This window comes from Pseudomonas sp. Pse35, from assembly GCF_024519715.1.
GTDB lineage: Bacteria > Pseudomonadota > Gammaproteobacteria > Pseudomonadales > Pseudomonadaceae > Aquipseudomonas > Aquipseudomonas paracarnis.
Map to the genome: position 1 here is coordinate 1 of NZ_JALJRP010000016.1, position 18,467 is coordinate 18,467.

Genomic DNA, 18,467 nt, shown 5'->3' on the forward strand with positions numbered 1-18,467 from the left:
TTTGGGGCCGCTTCGCGCCCCAGCGGGAGCAAGCTCCCTCGCCACAGTTACCGATTCTGTGTTAACTGACTGGCATTAGGGCTTGCCCACCGCTATCGCAGGCAAGCCCAGCTCCCACAGTTGATGGTATTTCAAATGTAGATCGCAAAAAAAACGCCAACCCTAGGGTTGGCGTTTTCGTGCAGCGCTTAGCGCATCACTGCGGCTTCTTGCGGCCAAAACCAGGACGCTGGCCGGAACCGGCCGGGGCGCCACGGCGCTTACCCGAAGGCTCGTCCGCGACCAGTTTCGGGCCAGGGCGCTTGTTCGCCGCTGGCTTGGCTGGACGCTTGGTGCTGGCGTTGTCGGCCGGGCGATCCGCTTCACCACGGTTGCTGCGACCACCCGCCGGAGCAGGACGCGGCGTACGTGGCGCACGCTCACCTTCTTGACGCGATGGCGCGGTGGGGCGGCGTTCGCCTTCAATGTGCGGCTGACGCGAGATACGACCGCCGGTGGCCGGTGCATCCAGCGCAGGGCGCAGGGTGCGAGCAACACGTTCGGTACGTGGCACTGGGCGCGACGATTTACGCTGCATACGCTCAAGCTTGTCTTTGCTCTTGGCGTTCATCTGCGGCATGGCAACCGGCGTCAGGCCCACTTCGGCGCTGAGGATATCGACTTCGTACTGGCTCATTTCGCGCCAGCGGCCCATCGGCAGGTCGGAGTTCAGGAACACCGGACCAAAACGCACGCGCTTGAGGCGGCTGACCACCAGGCCCTGGGACTCCCACAGGCGACGCACTTCACGGTTACGGCCTTCCATCACCACGCAGTGGTACCAGTGGTTGAAACCTTCGCCACCCGGCGCCTGCTTGATGTCGGTGAACTTGGCCGGGCCGTCTTCGAGCACCACGCCCGCCTTGAGGCGTTCGATCATCTCGTCATCGACTTCACCACGTACACGCACGGCGTATTCACGGTCCATCTCATAGGACGGGTGCATCAGGCGGTTGGCCAACTCACCGTCAGTGGTGAACATCAGCAAGCCGGTGGTGTTGATGTCCAGGCGACCGATGTTGATCCAGCGGCCTTCTTTAGGCTTGGGCATCTTGTCGAACACGGTCGGACGGCCTTCCGGGTCGTCACGGGTGCAGATCTCGCCGTCGGGCTTGTTGTACATGATCACGCGGCGCACCGATTCGGCGGCCTCTTCACGCTTGATGACCTTGCCATCAATGGTGATTGCATCGTGCAGGTCGACGCGCTGGCCGAGGGTTGCCTCGACGCCGTTGACCTTGATGCGCTTCTGGGTGATCCAGGCTTCGACGTCGCGGCGCGAGCCCACGCCGATACGCGCCAGCACTTTTTGCAGCTTTTCGCCTGCTGGGCCGATTTCCTGGTCTTTCTGGTCTTGGTCATTCATCGTAAGCACCTCCCGGTGGGTCGATTCAGGCGTGGCCTGAGGGTATTGAAAGCGGGGCCTTGGCCGAATAGGTCGGCAAGGGGTCGCGAATCATACGCGCATAGCGCGTGTTGCGCATCACAGACTAGTCGATAACGCCCAGCTCATTTGCTTTTCCGCCGACCGGTGGCCCCCAGGGCCAGCAATCGCAGCTCGGCTTCGGCCAGCACCGTGCGCTTGTCGGCTTTATCGAGTTTCTTCCAGGCACGGATTTCACGCTTGCTGCGGCCACAGCCGACGCAGATGTCATCGTTGAATTTGCAGATGCTGATGCACGGGTCTTTCATGGCACTCATGGTCGATCCTCTGTGGGAGCTGGCTTGCCTGCGATGGCATCACCTCCTTGCATCTGGGAGACCGAGGCGTCTGCATCGCAGGCAAGCCAGCTCACACATGGGTTGCGCAGTGAAAGTCAGAGCCGGTCAGTCTTCGAGCTGGCGGCGCTCGTTCTCGATGGCCTCGGCCAGCGCCCGGGCTTCGTCTTCTTCGTCACTCAGGGGCGGCTGTTCGAGGGCGGCGACGGCGGCCAGGAGCTTTTCCCGGGCTTGGGCCACGCCAAGCACATCGTCTTCGGCTTCGACCTCAGGCTCGGATTCAACGTTCACCTCGGTTTCTGGCTCCGCCGCACCATCACGCAGCAAATCGTCGAAGTCGGTCTTGATCCCCTGCTCCATGTCGTCCAGCTCCAGCAACAACGTATGGAAACTGGTTTCGTCCTTGGGCTCCTCCGGCTCGGCGCTGGCGTCGGCCAGTTCCTGCAGGCTTTGCGGCACCGGCGCGTCGTCGAAGTCGAGCACCGGCTCGGCCTCCATTTCGCGCAGCTCGGCCAGGGGTGGCAGGTCGTCGAGGTTTTTCAGGTTGAAGTGATCGAGAAACACCTTGGTGGTGGCGAACATGGCCGGTTTGCCCGGCACATCGCGGTAGCCAACAATGCGGATCCACTCACGTTCCAGCAGGGTCTTGACGATATGGCTGTTGACCGCCACACCACGCACATCTTCGATCTCGCCCCGGGTGATGGGCTGGCGATAGGCGATCAGCGCCATGGTCTCCAGCATCGCCCGGGAGTAGCGCTGGGGGCGTTCTTCCCACAAACGCCCGACCCACGGTGAAAACTTCTCACGGATCTGCAGGCGGTAACCCGACGCCACTTCACGCAGTTCAAAGGCACGGCCCTCGCAAGATTTGCGCAGGATCTCCAAGGCCTTCTTGAAGACCGGCGGCTCCGGGCGTTCGGCCTCTTCAAAGAGTTCGAACAGGCGCTCCAGAGATTGCGGTTTACCCGAGGCCAGGAGAAAGGCCTCCAGCAAAGGGGCCAGTTCGCGGGGTTCAGTCAGATTCATCGATTCAGCTCGTTATTCGGCTCGCGCCCGCACGTGGATAGCCGCAAAAGGCTCATTCTGCACCAGCTCGACCAAGGACTCCTTCACCAGCTCAAGGATCGCCATAAAGGTCACCACCACGCCCAGTCGGCCCTCTTCGGCAGTAAACAACTCGACAAAGGGCACAAACCCACCTCCCTTGAGACGTTCCAGCACATCGCTCATGCGCTCGCGGGTGGACAGCGCTTCACGGCTGACCTGGTGGCTCTCGAACATATCGCCACGGCGCAGTACTTCGGCCATGGACATCAGCAATTCTTCCAGACTCACGTCCGGCAGCAACTTGCGCGCGCGCGCCTCGGGAGCGTCGAGCTTGGGCACCACCACATCACGGCCCACACGGCTCAGGCCGTCGATGCCTTCGGCGGCGGCCTTGAAGCGTTCGTACTCCTGCAGGCGGCGGATCAGCTCGGCGCGCGGGTCATCCTCTTCGGCTTCCACCGTCTCCGAGCGCGGCAACAGCATGCGCGACTTGATCTCGGCGAGCATGGCCGCCATCACCAGGTACTCGGCGGCCAGCTCCAGGCGCACCGACTGCATCAGCTCGACATAGCCCATGTACTGACGGGTGATTTCTGCCACCGGAATGTCGAGGATGTTGATGTTCTGTTTGCGGATCAGGTACAGCAGCAAGTCCAGCGGGCCTTCGAAGGCTTCAAGGAACACCTCCAGGGCGTCCGGCGGGATGTACAGGTCCAGGGGCATTTCCATGACTGCCTGGCCATACACCATGGCAAACGGCAGTTCCTGCTGGGCGCCAGCCTGGGGATCAGCGGCTTCCACGGCTGACATTCAGGCCTCGACCATGAACGGAGCCGGATCGCCACAACCCACACGCACCACTTCTGGTTCGCCATCGGCCAGGTTGATCACCGTGGAGGCCTTGTTGCCACCGTAGCCGCCGTCGATGATCAGGTCGACGTGCTTTTCCAGCAAACGGCGCATTTCGTAAGGGTCGTACAACGGCTCGGTTTCGCCGGGCAGGATCAACGACACGCTCATCAGCGGTTCGCCCAATTCGGCCAGCAGCGCCAGGGCAATCGGGTGTTCCGGCACGCGCAGGCCAATGGTGCGCTTCTTCGGGTGCAGCAACAGGCGCGGCACTTCGCGGGTGGCGTTGAGGATGAAGGTGTAGGGCCCCGGCGTGTGGGCCTTGAGCAGGCGGAAGGTGCCGGTGTCGACCTTGGCGAACAGCCCGAGCTGGGACAAGTCGCTGCAGATCAGCGCAAAGTTGTGCTTGTCGTCCAGCTGGCGCAGGCGTCTTACTCGCTCCACCGCGCCCTTGTCGCCGATCTGGCAGCCAATGGCGTAGGACGAATCAGTCGGATAGATCACCACGCCGCCGGCACGGATGATCTCCACGGCCTGTTTGATCAGGCGCGCCTGAGGGTTTTCCGGATGAATCTGGAAGAATTGGCTCACGTGCTCTACCTGTTCAGACGGTGGCAATAATGGGGTCATGCTTGAATCGCCCCACAACAGCGGCAGATCTTCCGGGACCTGGCGATATTCGCCAATCTCGGACCAGCCGCCTGGGCCATGAAAATCACTGCCGGCACTGACCAGCAGACCAAATTCGCGGGCGAGGATCGCCAGGCTGCCGACCTGTTCGGCGGGTTGATGCCCGTTGACAACCTCGATGGCGTGGCCACCCGCTCCAATATAGTCGCTGATCAGCTTGCGGCGCTTGCTGCGGGTGAAATCGTAATGCCAGGGATGCGCCAGGCTCACCCAGGCCCCGGAGGCCCGCAGGGTCTGGACGGTGTCTTCCAGGGTTGGCCAGTGCAGCTTCACATCGCCCAACTTGCCGGCGCCAAGCCATTTGCGAAAGGCCTCGGCGCGATCCTTCACATAGCCTTCACGCACCATCCAGTCGGCAAAGTGCGGACGGGCCGGTGCGTTGCCGCTGTCGCCCAGTTCCTGCTGGATAGCACGGGCGCCATCGAGGGCACCAGGCATGCCTTTAAGGCTGAGCTTGCGGCTTATTTCTTCGGACCGCAGCCAGCGGCCATCGTGCAATTGGGCAATCGCCGCCACCAAGGGCGGGGCCTTTTGATCAAAACCGTAGCCCAGCACGTGGATGGTGGCGCCGCCCCAGGTGCAGGACAATTCCACGCCGTTGACCAGCTGCATACCCAGGGAGTGCGCGGCCTGGCGGGCTTCGTCGAGGCCTTCAAGGGTGTCATGGTCGGTCAATGCCAAAACTCGCACGCCTTTTTCAAACGCACGCGCAACCAGTACCGCGGGCGCCAGGGCGCCGTCGGAGGCCGTGCTGTGGCAGTGCAAATCAACATTCACGGGGGTGTGTAACCTCAAGTCAGCTGGCGCTATCGCAACCAAGGATGTTTGTTATTATGCCGACACATCCAGCTTCTGGCTCTTACTGTGAAACAATTCATCGACTTCATCCCGCTGTTGCTGTTTTTCATCGTTACCAAACTCGACCCCAGGGTCATCGAAATCGCCGGCCACGAGCTGTCGTTCGGGGGCATCTACAGTGCCACTGCGGTACTGATCATCAGCTCTATCGTAGTGTACGGCGCCATCTTCATCTCGCAGCGCAAGCTGGAAAAAAGCCAATGGCTCACCCTCGTCGCCTGCCTGGTGTTCGGCGGCCTGACCCTGGCCTTCCACAGCGAAACCTTCCTTAAATGGAAAGCCCCGGTGGTCAACTGGCTGTTCGCCCTGGTGTTTATCGGCAGCCACTTCATCGGTGACCGCCTGCTGATCAAGCGGATCATGGGCCATGCGCTGACCTTGCCGGAGCCGGTGTGGGGGCGCTTGAACGTGGCCTGGATCGTGTTCTTCCTGTTCTGCGGCGCCGCCAACCTGTTCGTGGCCTTCACCTTCCAGGACTACTGGGTCGACTTCAAAGTGTTTGGCAGCCTGGGCATGACCGTATTGTTTTTGATCGGCCAGGGCATCTACCTGTCACGCCACCTGCATGACACCACACCGAAAACCGAGGACTGACATGCTCTACGCCATCATTGCCACCGACGTTGCCAACTCCCTGGAAAAACGCCTGAGCGTACGCCCGGCCCACGTCGAGCGCCTCAAACAGCTGCAAGCCGAAGGCCGCATGGTACTGGCCGGCCCGCACCCGGCCGTCGACAGCAACGACCCAGGCGACGCGGGTTTCAGCGGAAGCCTGATCGTCGCCGAGTTCGCCTCCCTGGCCGACGCCCAGGCCTGGGCCAAGGCTGACCCTTATGTCGCAGCAGGCGTCTACGCCGATGTAGTGGTCAAGCCGTTCAAGCAAGTCTTGCCTTGAGCCTGGCTGCGTCGAACCTAATCGTTTCGGCGCACTCCTAATGGCTCACGGCGTCACCGGTGGGGCCTTCGCCGCCGACAATGGCTAAATTGAGTGAGTCATGAGCGAGCTGTTACTGATAGATGATGACCAGGAGCTCTGTGAGCTGCTGACCAGTTGGTTGAGCCAGGAAGGTTTCCAGGTACGCGCCTGCCATGACGGCTTGAGTGCCCGAAAAGCCCTGGCCGACAGTGCGCCGGCGGCCGTCGTACTGGATGTTATGCTGCCCGACGGCAGCGGCCTGGAGCTGCTCAAGCAATTGCGCAACGACCACCCGGAGCTGCCGGTGCTGATGCTCTCGGCCCGGGGCGAACCCCTGGACCGCATCCTCGGCCTGGAACTGGGCGCCGACGATTACCTGGCCAAGCCTTGCGACCCACGCGAACTGACGGCGCGCCTGCGCGCCGTATTACGCCGCAGCCACCCGGCCGCGGTATCGACCCAGCTGGAACTGGGGGACCTGTGCTTCAGCCCGGTGCGCGGCGTGGTCAGCATCGATGAACAGGAGTTCGCCCTCACCGTCTCCGAAAGCCGCCTGCTCGAAGCATTGCTGCGTCAGCCCGGCGAGCCCCTGGATAAACAGGAACTGGCGCAGATCGCCCTGGGCCGCAAGCTGACCCTGTATGACCGCAGCCTGGATATGCACGTCAGCAACCTGCGTAAAAAGATCGGCCCACACCCCGATGGCCGGCCACGGATCGTGGCGCTGCGTAGTCGTGGTTACTACTACAGCCTCTAAACATCACGCTCAACCCTGGGGGAGCTGGCTTGCCTGCGATAGTGGTGGGCCAGTTAGCATGAGGGTGACTGACACACCGCTATCGCAGGCAAGCCAGCTCCCACCCGCGTTCTCATCAGCCTCGAGGGTTTTGTCAGTTCCTATCAAACCCGTCTTTACCGAAGCTTTACCCTCCCCTGACCGCCGCTGACCTTGCGCTGCGTAACCTACTCACATCCGGACTCACCGGAATAGAGACAGGAGAATCACCATGCGCAAGACCCTTATCGCTTTGATGTTCGCCACTGCCCTGCCCACCGTTGCCATGGCAATGCCGGAAGGCCCAGGCCCGATGGGTGGTCCTGAAAGCCACATGATGGGCGGCCCAGGCCACGGTGAACACGGTCCGCGTGGCAAAGGCGGCCCGTTCAGCCAGCTGGACTTGAGCAAGGAACAGCGCGAGCAGATCCGCAAGCTGATGGGTGACCAATGGCACGCCCGCAAAGACCTGGTCAAAAAGTACCTGGACAAACTGCCAGCCGCTGACCAGAAGGCGATGCAGGACGAAATCGCCGCAGGCAAGCAGAAAACCCAGACCGATATCCGTGCCGTGCTCAAGCCCGACCAGCAGAAGAAGTACGACGAAATCGTCAAGAAACAAGCCGAACGCCGCGCCGAATGGAAAGAGTTCCAGGCCTGGAAAGCCCAGCAAGCGCAAAAAGCGCAATAATGACCTAGCTTCACCCCAGCCCAGTGGTTCGCGCCGCTGGGCTTTTCCTGTTTGAGGGTTTCCTGTGCGTTCATTGTTCTGGCGTATCCTGGCGAGTTTCTGGCTGGCCATCGCCCTGGTTGCCGGTTTGTCGATCCTGCTTGGGCACATGCTCAACCAGGATGCCTGGATTCTCAGCCGCCACCCTGGCCTCAACAACCTGGCCCAAGAGTGGACGCAGCTCTACGAAACCCAGGGCGAAGACGCCGCCCAGGAGTTGCTGCAGCAGCGCAAACGCCAGTACCACATCGACGTGCAAGTGCTTAACGAAAGCGGCGACCCGGTGGTGCGCGGCACCTTCCCGCGCCGCGCCGCCGCGTTCGAAGCCCGCCAGAACGACAGCCAGGACGGCCACCTGCCGTGGCGACGCCTGACCGCCGAGTACACCAGCGCCAAAACCGGCGACACCTACCTATTGATCTACCGTATTCCTCACCCGGAGCTGGACGCCTGGCACCGCAGCAGCCTGCTGTGGCCGCTCAGTGCATTGGCGATTACCCTGGTGGTGCTGACCCTGTTCAGCCTGCTGGTGACCTTGTCCATCACCCGCCCACTCAGCCGTTTGCGCGGCGCGGTGCATGATCTGGGGCAAACCACTTATCAACAGAACAGCCTGGCGCAACTGGCCAATCGGCGCGACGAGTTCGGCGTGCTGGCCAACGACTTCAACCGCATGGGCGCACGCCTGCAAAGCCTGATCGGCAGCCAGCGCCAGTTGCTGCGCGACGTGTCCCACGAACTGCGCTCGCCGTTGGCGCGCTTGCGTATCGCCCTGGCCCTGGCCGAACGCGCCAGCCCCGAAGAACGGGAAAAACTCTGGCCGCGCCTGACCCGCGAATGCGATCGACTGGAGGCCTTGATCAGCGAGATCCTGGTATTGGCGCGGGTCGACGCCGACAACGCCAGCGCCGAAGACATCGACCTCACCCCGTTGCTTAAAACGCTGCAAAAGGACGCCCAACTCAGTGCCCCCGAGCAAGTGGTGCAACTGACGACTGCCAATGACTTGCAGCTTAAAGGCTGGCCGACCATGATCGAACGCGCCGTGGACAACCTGCTGCGCAATGCCCAGCGCTTCAACCCGGTGGGCGAACCGATTGAATTGCAGGCCCAGCATCAAGGCGGGCGCATTCTGATCAGCGTACGCGACCACGGCCCCGGCGTTGAAGCCGAGCACCTGAGCCAATTGGGCGAGCCGTTCTACCGGGCGCCAGGCCAGACCGCCCAAGGCCATGGCCTGGGCCTGGCCATCGCCCGTCGCGCCGCCGAGCGCCATGGCGGTAACCTGATCCTGGCCAACCATCCCGATGGCGGCTTTATCGCCAGCATCGAACTGCCCTTGATCCCTGGGGTTGCCACACCGGTGGGATGATCTTCTATAGTGGCCCTTCTCTTACGGAGGGCCTTTGATGACAGACCTGCTGACTCCCATCCAAGCCGCACTCGCTTTACCGCACGCCCCACTGCCCCAGACCCAGGCCGGCGCCTTGCCCTCGACCTTCGCCGTGACAGACCTGGCGGCCGCCAGCATCGGCGCCGCGGGCCAGGCCGTCGCCCAGTTGATTGAGCAACAAACCGGGCGCCTGCCCAGCGTCAGCGTGGATCGGCGCCTGGCCTCGTTGTGGTTCTCCTCGTCGATTCGCCCCGTGGGGTGGCAAGTGCCGCCTTTGTGGGACCCGGTAGCGGGTGATTACGCCAGCGTGGATGGCTGGATCCGTCTGCACACCAACGCGCCCCATCACCGCGCAGCGGCCGAGCGGGTATTGGGGCCTGCCGCTGATCGCGCAGCCATGGCGAGTAGAGTCGCGACCTGGAAAGCCGCCGAACTGGAACAGGCGGTTGTCGATGCGGGCGGTTGTGCGGCGCAGATGCGTAGCTGGCAAGCCTGGCAGCAGCATCCCCAAGGCTTGGCGGTAAACGCCGAAGCGTTGATCCAGCGTCAGGTCTTCGAACCCGGCACCGACAAACCCTGGCTCGGTTCCGCAGCGCGCCCACTGGCCGGCATCAAGGTGCTGGATTTGACCCGGGTGCTGGCCGGCCCGGTGGCCAGTCGTTTCCTCGCCGGCTTGGGTGCCAGCGTACTGCGCATCGACTCGCCCACCTGGAACGAACCTGGCGTCGTCCCGGAAATGACCCTGGGTAAACGCTGCGCCCGCCTGGATCTAACGAGCCACGACGACCGGCAAGTGTTCGAAGCGTTGCTCAAGGACGCCGACATCCTGTTCCACGGTTACCGCGCCGATGCCCTGGAGCAACTCGGTTATACCCTTGGCGAACGTCAGCACATCGCCCCCGGACTGATCGACGTCAGCCTCAACGCCTACGGCTGGAGCGGCCCATGGCGTAATCGTCGTGGCTTTGACAGCCTGGTGCAGATGAGCAGCGGGATTGCCGAGGCCGGCATGGCCTGGAAACAGACGGATAAACCGCTGCCGCTGCCGGTGCAGGCGCTGGATCACGCCACCGGCTATTTGATGGCCGCCAGTGCGATCCGGGCTTTGGCCGAGCGCCTGGACTCCGGACGCGGCGGTTCGGCGCGCTTGTCGTTGGCGCGTACGGCGAAGTTGCTGGTGGAGGCCGGGCAAGTGCCACAGCAAGCGGCATTGCGCGAAGAAGACATCAATGACCAAGGCCTGGTGGTGGAGCAGACAGCCTGGGGCCAGGCCCACCGGCTACTGGCGCCGCTGAGCATCAGTGGCACGCCGTTGCAGTGGGATTTGCCGGCGGTGGAACTGGGCTCGCACCGGCCGCAATGGTGACTAATACCCTGTAGGAGCGAGCTTGCTCGCGAAGGTCGCCAACGATAACGCGGGAAACCTGATACACAGCGGCGTTCTCAGGTTTTTCGCGAGCAAGCTCGCTCCTACAGGGTTGTCCACAAATGCTGCGCCGCATACGCCCTCAACGGCCGCCACGCGTCGGCCCGCGCCAATAACTGCCGCGCCGACACCGGCCCACCTTCCAAAGCCGCCAAAGCATTGATCAGCCCGATATCCCCCGACGCAAACGCATCCGCCTCGCGCAACTGGCGCATGGCGATGTACTGCGCGGTCCACTCTCCAATCCCCGGCAATGCCACCAACCGTGCAACGCCGTCCTGGAGGCTGGCCTTGGGTTCGAAAAGCTGTGGGTCATCCAATAGCGCCTGGGCCACACCAGACAACGTACGGCCGCGCGCCTTGGGCATGCCCAGGGCGGCCAGGTCCGCCGCCGCCAGCACTTCAGGTGTTGGAAACAGGTGGGTAATATCGGCGTGCGGGGTTTGCAGGGTCTGGCCATACTGCGCCACCAGCTTGCCCGCCAGGCGAATCGCCGCCACCACGGTGATCTGCTGGCCCAGCACTGCACGAATCGCCAGTTCCAACCCATCCCAGGTGCCAGGCAACCGCAGGCCAGGGCGGGCCGCAACCAGTTGCGCCATCAGGGGGTCTTGCGACAATTGCGCGTTGATCACCTCAGGCACCGCGTCCAGATCAAACATCCTGCGCAAGCGCCGCTCGATCTCAGGCATCGCGGCAGGCTCGGGAAAGTCGACCGTCACCTCCAGCCAATCCCCCGCGCCCGGTTCGACGCTGACCCAGCCATGTCGCCCCGCCACACTGATACTGCGCCGATACACGCCGGCAACCACGGTTTCCAACCCGGTAATCGCCCGCGCCGATAGGAACCCCAGCATCGCCGCCCAGTCGTAGGGCGGTTGATACGCCAATCTCACAGTGACAATACCCCGCTATACAGCCCATACGCGGCTAACCCGGCGCCCGCGATCACGCCGCTGAAAATGCCTTTTTCCACGGTGGTAAACAAGGGTTGGCCCTGCTCGCGCTTGGCCAGGGCAAACAGGATCACACCCGGTGCGTACAGCAACGCCGACAGCAGCAAGTACTTCAAGCCCCCCGCATACAGCAGCCAGATCGCATAACCGAGGGCAACCAGCCCCACCAGCAGATCTTTCATGCGCCGACGCTGCCAGCCTGCATAGGTTTCGCCGCGCGCGCTCAACAGCACCGCATAGGCCGCCGACCACAAGTAAGGCACCAGGATCATCGAGGACGCCAGGTAGATCAGGGTGGTGTAGGTGCTGGCTGAAAACAGCGTGATCACCAGGAATGCCTGGATCATCACGTTGGTCAACCATAAGGCATTGACCGGCACCTGATTGGCGTTTTCCTTCTTCAGGAACGCCGGCATGGTCTTGTCCTGAGCGGTGGCATAGAGGATTTCCGCGCACAGCAGCGCCCAGGAGAGCAACGCCCCGAGCAGCGAAACCGCCAGGCCGAGGCTGATCAATACCGCGCCCCAAGGCCCGACGATATGCTCCAACACACCGGCCAGGGACGGGTTCTGCAATTGCGCCAACTCCGGCTGGCTCATGATGCCCAGGGACAGCACGTTCACCAGCACCAGCAAGGCCAGCACGCCCACAAAACCAATCACCGTGGCGCGCCCCACGTCCGAGCGTTTCTGTGCTCGCGCCGAGTACACACTGGCGCCTTCGATGCCGATAAAGACAAACACCGTGACCAGCATCATGTGGCGCACCTGCTCGACCACGCTGCCCATCTGCGGGTTGCCCAGGCCCCAGATATCGCGGGTGAAGATATCCGCCTTGAATGCAACCGCAGCGATCACGATAAACATCAACAGCGGTACGATCTTCGCCACCGTCGTCACCTGGTTGATGAACGCTGCCTCTTTGATCCCGCGCATCACCAGAAAATGCACGGCCCACAGCAACAGCGACGCGCAGCCGATGGCGAGCGGTGTATTGCCCTGGCCGAATGCCGGAAAAAAGTAGCCAAGGGTGCTGAACAGCAAGACGAAATAACCGACGTTACCCATCCACGCGCTGATCCAGTAACCCCAGGCGGATGAAAAGCCCATGTAATCGCCAAAACCCGCCTTGGCGTAGGCATACACCCCGGAGTCCAGTTCGGGCTTACGGTTCGCCAACGTCTGGAACACAAAGGCCAGGGTCAGCATGCCGATGGCGGTGATCGCCCAGCCGATCAAGATGGCCCCCACTTCGGCACGGGCAGCCATGTTCTGCGGCAATGAAAAGATGCCGCCGCCAATCATCGAGCCCACCACCAGGGCAATCAGGGCACTGAGCCGAAGTTTCTGGGCGGGTTGGGTCATGCAGCTTCCTCGAAATAAACGGTTGGGCGACAACTGCGCACATAAGTAATTCAGATTAATGACGTTGTCATAACATAAGGATATGTAAAGGTAGGAAGTTTAGGCTTATTTAGAATTTAAATACGTCAATTATGAAGCGATAGTCAAACAACGTACAAAAAATTTGCACATTCGCAAATACGAACTAGCGTCAACACCCATGTCCTCGACCAAATGATTAACCACAAAGCAAAGAGCGCTCTATCAAGCGCCTTTGCGGGACTTGTTCGCCCGCAAAAACCTCACCCTAAGTCGTTAATTCACAATGGAATGTGCCAATGAAGTGATCTGAGTCAGCTGTTTGATTAGCGCACGGAATTATTCTGTGGTCTCTCTTCTCCTGCATTGGAGTCATGCAATGTCTGAAACTCCCGGAAAACTTCGACTAGGCGCCCTGGTCGCACTTGTCGTCGGCTCGATGATTGGCGGCGGTATCTTTTCATTGCCACAAAACATGGCCGCCAGCGCCGATGTCGGTGCGGTGTTGATCGGCTGGGTGATTACCGCCATCGGCATGTTGACCCTCGCCTTCGTGTTCCAGACCCTCGCCAACCGCAAGCCTGACCTCGACGGCGGGGTCTACGCCTACGCCAAGGCCGGTTTCGGCGACTACATGGGTTTTTCATCTGCCTGGGGTTACTGGATCAGCGCCTGGCTGGGCAACGTCGGCTACTTCGTCTTGCTGTTCAGCACCTTGGGCTATTTCTTCCCGGTCTTTGGCGAGGGCAATACCCCGACGGCGGTGATCGCTGCGTCAGTGCTGTTGTGGGCCGTGCATTTCCTGGTGCTGCGCGGCATCAAGGAAGCCGCGTTCATTAACCTGGTAACCACCGTCGCCAAGGTGGTGCCGCTGCTGCTGTTCGTGCTCATCGCGCTGTTCGCGTTCAAGCTGGACATCTTCACCGCCGACATCTGGGGCGTGAAAAACCCGGACCTGGGCAGTGTGATGAACCAGGTGCGCAACATGATGCTGGTCACCGTGTGGGTGTTTATCGGCATCGAAGGCGCGAGCATCTTCTCGTCCCGTGCCGAGAAACGCAGTGACGTGGGCAAGGCCACCGTGATCGGCTTTATCACTGTGCTGCTGTTCCTGATGCTGGTGAACGTGCTGTCCCTGGGGATCATGACCCAGCCGGAACTGGCCAAGCTGCAAAACCCGTCGATGGCCGCCGTGCTGGAGCATGTGGTGGGCCACTGGGGCGCGGTGCTGATCAGCGTGGGCTTGATCATCTCCCTGCTCGGCGCGCTGCTGTCCTGGGTGCTGCTGTGTGCGGAGATCATGTTCGCCGCCGCCAAGGACCACACCATGCCGGAGTTCCTGCGCAAGGAGAACGCCAACCACGTGCCGGTCAACGCCCTTTGGCTGACCAACGCAATGGTGCAGATATTCCTGGTGATCACGCTGTTTTCCGCCAGCACTTACCTGTCACTGATCTACCTCGCCACCTCGATGATCCTGGTGCCTTACCTGTGGTCGGCGGCCTACGCCCTGCTGCTGGCGGTGCGCGGCGAGACCTACGAGAACGCCCTCAAAGAGCGCAGGAAAGACCTGTTCATCGGCGCCATCGCCCTGATCTATGCGATCTGGCTGCTGTATGCCGGCGGCACCAAATACCTGCTGCTCTCCGCCCTGCTCTACGCCCCCGGCGCGATCCTGTTCGCCAAGGCCAAGCGTGAACTGGGCAAACCGATTTTCACCCCCGTCGAGAAGCTGATTTTCGCCGCAGTGGTCATTGGCGCCCTGGTGGCGGCCTATGGGCTCTACGACGGCTTCCTGACCCTGTAATTGTTGTTCACTGGAGGATCTGTAATGACCACGGAAAAAGTGAAGTACGGCGTACATTCCGAAGCCGGCAAACTGCGCAAAGTCATGGTGTGCTCCCCAGGTTTGGCCCACCAGCGGCTGACCCCCAACAACTGCGACGAGCTGCTGTTCGATGACGTGCTGTGGGTGGCCCAGGCCAAGCGCGACCACTTCGACTTCGTGACCAAGATGCGCGAGCGGGACATTGATGTGCTGGAAATGCACAACCTGCTCACCGACATCGTCGCCAACCCCGAAGCGCTGGACTGGATCCTGGAGCGCAAGATCACCGCCAACACGGTAGGCCTGGGCCTGGTCGATGAAGTCGGCTCGTGGCTGCGCAGCCTGGAGCCGCGCAAAATCAGCGAATACCTGATTGGCGGCGTATCGGCCGACGACCTGCCGAGCAGCTTCGGTGGCAAGACCATCGAGATGTTCCGCGATTTTCTCGGCCACGCCAGTTTCATCCTGCCGCCGCTGCCCAATACCCAGTTCACCCGCGACACCACCTGCTGGATCTACGGCGGCGTGACGCTCAACCCTATGTACTGGCCGGCGCGACGCCAGGAAACCCTGCTGACCAGCGCCATCTATAAATTCCACCCTGAGTTCACCAACGCGGACTTCCAGATCTGGTACGGCGACCCCGATCAGGAACATGGCGCCGCGACGCTGGAAGGCGGCGACGTGATGCCGATTGGCAATGGCGTGGTGTTGATCGGCATGGGTGAGCGCTCCTCCCACCAGGCCATCGGCCAACTGGCGCGCAACCTGTTCCAGAACAAAGCCGTGGAACGCGTCATCGTTGCCGGCCTGCCCAAATCCCGCGCCGCGATGCACCTGGACACCGTGTTCAGCTTCTGCGACCGCGACCTGGTCACCGTCTTCCCCGAAGTAGTCAACCAGATCGTGCCGTTCACCCTGCGCCCTGACGAGAGCAAGCCCCACGGCATCGACATCCAGCGCGAGAAAACCAACTTCCTCGAAACCGTGGCCGCAGCGCTCAACCTCAAGGCGCTACGTGTCGTCGAGACCGGCGGCAACAGCTTCGCCGCCGAACGCGAGCAATGGGATGACGGCAACAACGTGGTGGCCGTGGAACCGGGTGTGGTGATTGGCTACGACCGCAACACCTACACCAACACCCTGCTGCGCAAGGCCGGTGTGGAAGTGATCACCATCAGCGCCGGTGAACTCGGCCGTGGCCGTGGCGGCGGCCACTGCATGACCTGCCCGATCATCCGCGACCCTATCGACTATTAAGGAGATTCCATCATGGCTTTCAATATGCGCAACCGCAGCCTGCTGTCGCTGATGCACCACACTACCCGCGAGCTGCATTACCTGCTGGACCTGTCCCGCGACCTCAAACGCGCCAAATACACCGGCACCGAGCGCCCGCACTTGCAGGGCAAGAACATCGCGCTGATCTTCGAAAAAACCTCGACCCGCACTCGCTGCGCCTTCGAAGTCGCGGCCCATGACCAGGGCGCCCACGTCACCTACATCGACCCGGTGTCGTCGCAGATCGGCCACAAAGAAAGCATGAAAGACACCGCCCGCGTGTTGGGCCGGATGTTCGATGCCATCGAGTACCGTGGTTTTGAGCAGGAAATCGTCGAAGAGCTGGCCAAGTTCGCCGGTGTGCCGGTGTTCAACGGCCTCACCGCTGAATTCCACCCGACCCAGATGATCGCCGACACCTTGACCATGCGCGAACACAGCGACAAGCCGCTGCATGACATCAGCTACGCGTACCTCGGGGACGCCCGCTACAACATGGGCAACTCGCTGCTGATGATCGGCGCCAAGCTCGGCATGGACGTGCGCATCGGCGCGCCGAAAGCACTGTGGCCCCATGAAGATTTCATCAAGCAATGCCAGGCCTTTGCCGAGGAAAGCGGCGCGCGCATCACCATCACCGAAGACCCGAAAGAAGCCGTGAAGGGCGTGGACTTCATCCACACCGATATCTGGGTATCCATGGGCGAACCGGTGGAAGCGTGGGACGAGCGCATCGAGCAACTGCTGCCGTACCAGGTCAACGCCAAGATGATGAAAGCCTCGGGCAACCCTCGGGTGAAATTCATGCATTGCCTGCCGGCGTTCCACAACAGTGAAACCAAGGTCGGCAAGGACATCGCGGCGCGCTATCCGCACCTGGCCAATGGCGTGGAAGTGACCGAAGAGGTGTTCGAGTCGCCGGCCAATATTGCCTTCGAGCAGGCGGAAAACCGCATGCATACCATCAAGGCGATTCTGGTGTCGGCGTTGGCGGATATCTAACCCCACTCTGATCGTTCCCACGCTCCGCGTGGGAATGCAGCCAGTGGCGCTCTGCGCCACAAGAGCGGACGCAGAGCGTCCGGTGGGGCATTCCCACGCAGAGCGTGGGAACGATCATTCTAGAAGGACATTCTGTATGCGCATCGTCGTAGCCCTGGGCGGCAACGCCCTCCTGCGTCGTGGTGAACCCATGACCGCAGACAACCAACGCGCCAATATCCGCATCGCCACCGAACAGATCGCCAAGATCCACCCCGGCAACGAGTTGGTGATCGCCCACGGCAACGGCCCGCAAGTCGGCCTGCTGTCATTGCAGGCAGCGGCCTACACCAGCGTCTCGCCTTACCCACTGGACGTGCTGGGCGCCGAGACCGAGGGCATGATCGGCTACATCATCGAACAGGAACTGGGCAACCTGCTGGACTTCGAAGTGCCATTCGCCACCCTGCTCACCCAGGTCGAAGTCGACGCCAAGGACCCGGCCTTCCAGAACCCCACCAAGCCTATCGGCCCTGTGTACGCCAAAGCCGAAGCCGAGAAGCTCGCCGCCGAAAAAGGTTGGGCCATCGCGCCCGACGGCGACAAATACCGCCGTGTAGTCGCCAGCCCGCGTCCCAAACGCATCTTTGAAATTCGCCCGATCAAGTGGCTGCTGGAGAAAAAAGCCATCGTGATCTGCGCCGGTGGTGGCGGCATCCCAACCATGTATGGCGAAGACGGCAAGCTGCGCGGCATTGAAGCGGTGATCGACAAAGACTTGTGTTCCTCCTTGCTGGCCACGCAACTGGAGGCCGATTTGCTGGTGATCGCCACCGACGTCAACGCCGCCTTTATCGACTTCGGCAAGCCCACCCAGAAGGCCATCGGCCAGGCCCACCCCGACGATATGGAAAAACTCGGCTTCGCCGCCGGCTCCATGGGCCCCAAGGTACAAGCCGCCTGCGAGTTCGCCCGTCAGACTGGCAAAACCGCGGTGATCGGTTCACTCTCGGACATCGAAGCCATCGTCCAGGGCAGCGCCGGCACGCGCATCAGCACGGCAAAACCTGGCATCACCTACCTGTGAAGTTGAGGAGAAACGCCTATGGCTATCTTTGAACCCGGCCACTTGCATATCGAGCGACACGCGCTGAACAAGGACGATGTCAGCTACGACCTGTGCCTGGACTACGAAGTCGTCACGGATGACCGCGAAGGCAAAGGCATGCAGTTCACCCTGCATGGCAGCATCCAGGGCAAGGACATGAAGGAAACCTTTTTCCTGCCCAAGGACCAGGCCTATAACTTCGCCAGCAATGTGACCAAGATTGTCGAAAAATACGGCATTCCCAAGACCCATAGCAGCGTCGGTTCACAGCACAAGCATTACGACCTGATGTTTGAGGATGTGCGCCAGCAGTTGGATATGAAATCCGGCGACCCGGTCAAACCCGAACACCTGGAATAACCTGCCCCCCAATCGAATGTGGGAGCTGGCTTGCCTGCGATAGCGACGTGTCAGACGATATTTTCGGTAACTGACCCACCGCCATCGCAGGCAAGCCAGCTCCCACATTTTGATCTCCACCGGCTC

General features: G+C 61.6%; 18 protein-coding genes and 1 pseudogene. 11 read left to right on the forward strand and 8 right to left on the reverse strand.

The annotated features are described in order from the left end of the window. Window positions 1-196 precede the first annotated feature (196 nt). The 6 genes and pseudogenes from rluB to OC445_RS15110 all read right to left on the reverse strand — a co-directional run bounded on the left by rluB (window position 197) and on the right by OC445_RS15110 (window position 5,124). Window positions 197-1,405: a 23S rRNA pseudouridine(2605) synthase RluB gene (rluB, locus tag OC445_RS15085; RefSeq protein WP_060763603.1), complete on the reverse strand. Its 1,209-nt coding sequence runs from the start codon at window positions 1,403-1,405 to the stop codon at window positions 197-199. Window positions 1,406-1,548: 143 nt separating this feature from the next. Next, entirely contained in the window at window positions 1,549-1,740 is a 192-nt protein-coding gene (locus OC445_RS15090) for a DUF1289 domain-containing protein (protein WP_034128540.1), read from the reverse strand. 126 nt (window positions 1,741-1,866) lie between these two features. Next, window positions 1,867-2,787, reverse strand: a complete 921-nt coding sequence (scpB, locus tag OC445_RS15095; RefSeq protein WP_034128541.1) for an SMC-Scp complex subunit ScpB — start codon at window positions 2,785-2,787, stop codon at window positions 1,867-1,869. A gap of 12 nt (window positions 2,788-2,799) precedes the next feature. Continuing rightward, window positions 2,800-3,498, reverse strand: a complete 699-nt coding sequence (locus tag OC445_RS15100) for a segregation and condensation protein A (RefSeq protein ID WP_164365898.1) — start codon at window positions 3,496-3,498, stop codon at window positions 2,800-2,802. Window positions 3,499-3,618: 120 nt separating this feature from the next. Next, on the reverse strand, window positions 3,619-4,248 hold the full coding sequence (locus OC445_RS15105; RefSeq protein WP_003193796.1) for an L-threonylcarbamoyladenylate synthase: 630 nt from the start codon (window positions 4,246-4,248) through the stop codon (window positions 3,619-3,621). A gap of 13 nt (window positions 4,249-4,261) precedes the next feature. Then, a pseudogene (locus OC445_RS15110) lies at window positions 4,262-5,124 on the reverse strand (PHP domain-containing protein). Between the two features lie 87 nt (window positions 5,125-5,211). Here OC445_RS15110 and OC445_RS15115 point away from each other — a divergent pair. The 6 genes from OC445_RS15115 (at window position 5,212) to OC445_RS15140 (ending at window position 10,385) form a co-directional block, all read left to right on the forward strand. Beyond that, window positions 5,212-5,799 carry a septation protein A gene (locus OC445_RS15115; protein WP_054898401.1) on the forward strand — a complete coding sequence of 196 codons (588 nt, stop codon included), beginning with the start codon at window positions 5,212-5,214 and terminating at the stop codon, window positions 5,797-5,799. Between the two features lies 1 nt (window position 5,800). Further along, on the forward strand, window positions 5,801-6,100 hold the full coding sequence (locus tag OC445_RS15120; RefSeq protein ID WP_034128543.1) for a YciI family protein: 300 nt from the start codon (window positions 5,801-5,803) through the stop codon (window positions 6,098-6,100). A gap of 100 nt (window positions 6,101-6,200) precedes the next feature. Further along, a complete protein-coding gene (locus OC445_RS15125) occupies window positions 6,201-6,878 on the forward strand; it encodes a response regulator transcription factor (protein ID WP_003193803.1) in 678 nt (225 codons plus the stop codon). Window positions 6,879-7,128: 250 nt separating this feature from the next. Next, on the forward strand, window positions 7,129-7,587 hold the full coding sequence (locus tag OC445_RS15130; protein ID WP_034128544.1) for an LTXXQ domain protein: 459 nt from the start codon (window positions 7,129-7,131) through the stop codon (window positions 7,585-7,587). A 64-nt stretch (window positions 7,588-7,651) separates the two neighbouring features. Next, window positions 7,652-8,998, forward strand: a complete 1,347-nt coding sequence (locus OC445_RS15135) for a sensor histidine kinase (RefSeq protein ID WP_054898400.1) — start codon at window positions 7,652-7,654, stop codon at window positions 8,996-8,998. 37 nt (window positions 8,999-9,035) lie between these two features. Beyond that, a complete protein-coding gene (locus OC445_RS15140; protein ID WP_034128546.1) occupies window positions 9,036-10,385 on the forward strand; it encodes a CoA transferase in 1,350 nt (449 codons plus the stop codon). 104 nt (window positions 10,386-10,489) lie between these two features. On the opposite strand, the gene OC445_RS15150 is transcribed toward OC445_RS15140, so the two are convergent. Both OC445_RS15150 and arcD (OC445_RS15155) read right to left on the reverse strand, forming a co-directional pair. Beyond that, on the reverse strand, window positions 10,490-11,341 hold the full coding sequence (locus tag OC445_RS15150; protein ID WP_181123889.1) for a DNA-3-methyladenine glycosylase family protein: 852 nt from the start codon (window positions 11,339-11,341) through the stop codon (window positions 10,490-10,492). After that, the gene (gene arcD, locus OC445_RS15155) at window positions 11,338-12,765 is read right to left on the reverse strand and encodes an arginine-ornithine antiporter (protein ID WP_072448461.1); all 1,428 of its coding nucleotides are present in this window, start codon (window positions 12,763-12,765) and stop codon (window positions 11,338-11,340) included. The genes OC445_RS15150 and arcD (OC445_RS15155) overlap by 4 nt, the downstream gene beginning before the upstream one ends. 397 nt (window positions 12,766-13,162) lie before the next feature. Here arcD (OC445_RS15155) and arcD (OC445_RS15160) point away from each other — a divergent pair, with 397 nt between their 5' ends. The 5 genes from arcD (OC445_RS15160) to OC445_RS15180 all read left to right on the forward strand — a co-directional run bounded on the left by arcD (OC445_RS15160) (window position 13,163) and on the right by OC445_RS15180 (window position 18,341). After that, entirely contained in the window at window positions 13,163-14,590 is a 1,428-nt protein-coding gene (gene arcD / locus OC445_RS15160) for an arginine-ornithine antiporter (RefSeq protein ID WP_014719693.1), read from the forward strand. Window positions 14,591-14,614: 24 nt separating this feature from the next. Further along, the gene (gene arcA / locus OC445_RS15165) at window positions 14,615-15,871 is read left to right on the forward strand and encodes an arginine deiminase (RefSeq protein ID WP_014719694.1); all 1,257 of its coding nucleotides are present in this window, start codon (window positions 14,615-14,617) and stop codon (window positions 15,869-15,871) included. A 12-nt stretch (window positions 15,872-15,883) separates the two neighbouring features. Next, window positions 15,884-16,894 (forward strand): ornithine carbamoyltransferase, encoded by a 1,011-nt coding sequence (locus tag OC445_RS15170; RefSeq protein WP_014719695.1) that lies wholly within the window; start codon window positions 15,884-15,886, stop codon window positions 16,892-16,894. A 136-nt stretch (window positions 16,895-17,030) separates the two neighbouring features. Continuing rightward, on the forward strand, window positions 17,031-17,960 hold the full coding sequence (gene arcC / locus OC445_RS15175; RefSeq protein WP_014719696.1) for a carbamate kinase: 930 nt from the start codon (window positions 17,031-17,033) through the stop codon (window positions 17,958-17,960). Between the two features lie 18 nt (window positions 17,961-17,978). Further along, window positions 17,979-18,341 carry a DUF5064 family protein gene (locus OC445_RS15180; RefSeq protein ID WP_057975114.1) on the forward strand — a complete coding sequence of 121 codons (363 nt, stop codon included), beginning with the start codon at window positions 17,979-17,981 and terminating at the stop codon, window positions 18,339-18,341. The last annotated feature ends 126 nt before the right edge of the window (window positions 18,342-18,467 follow it).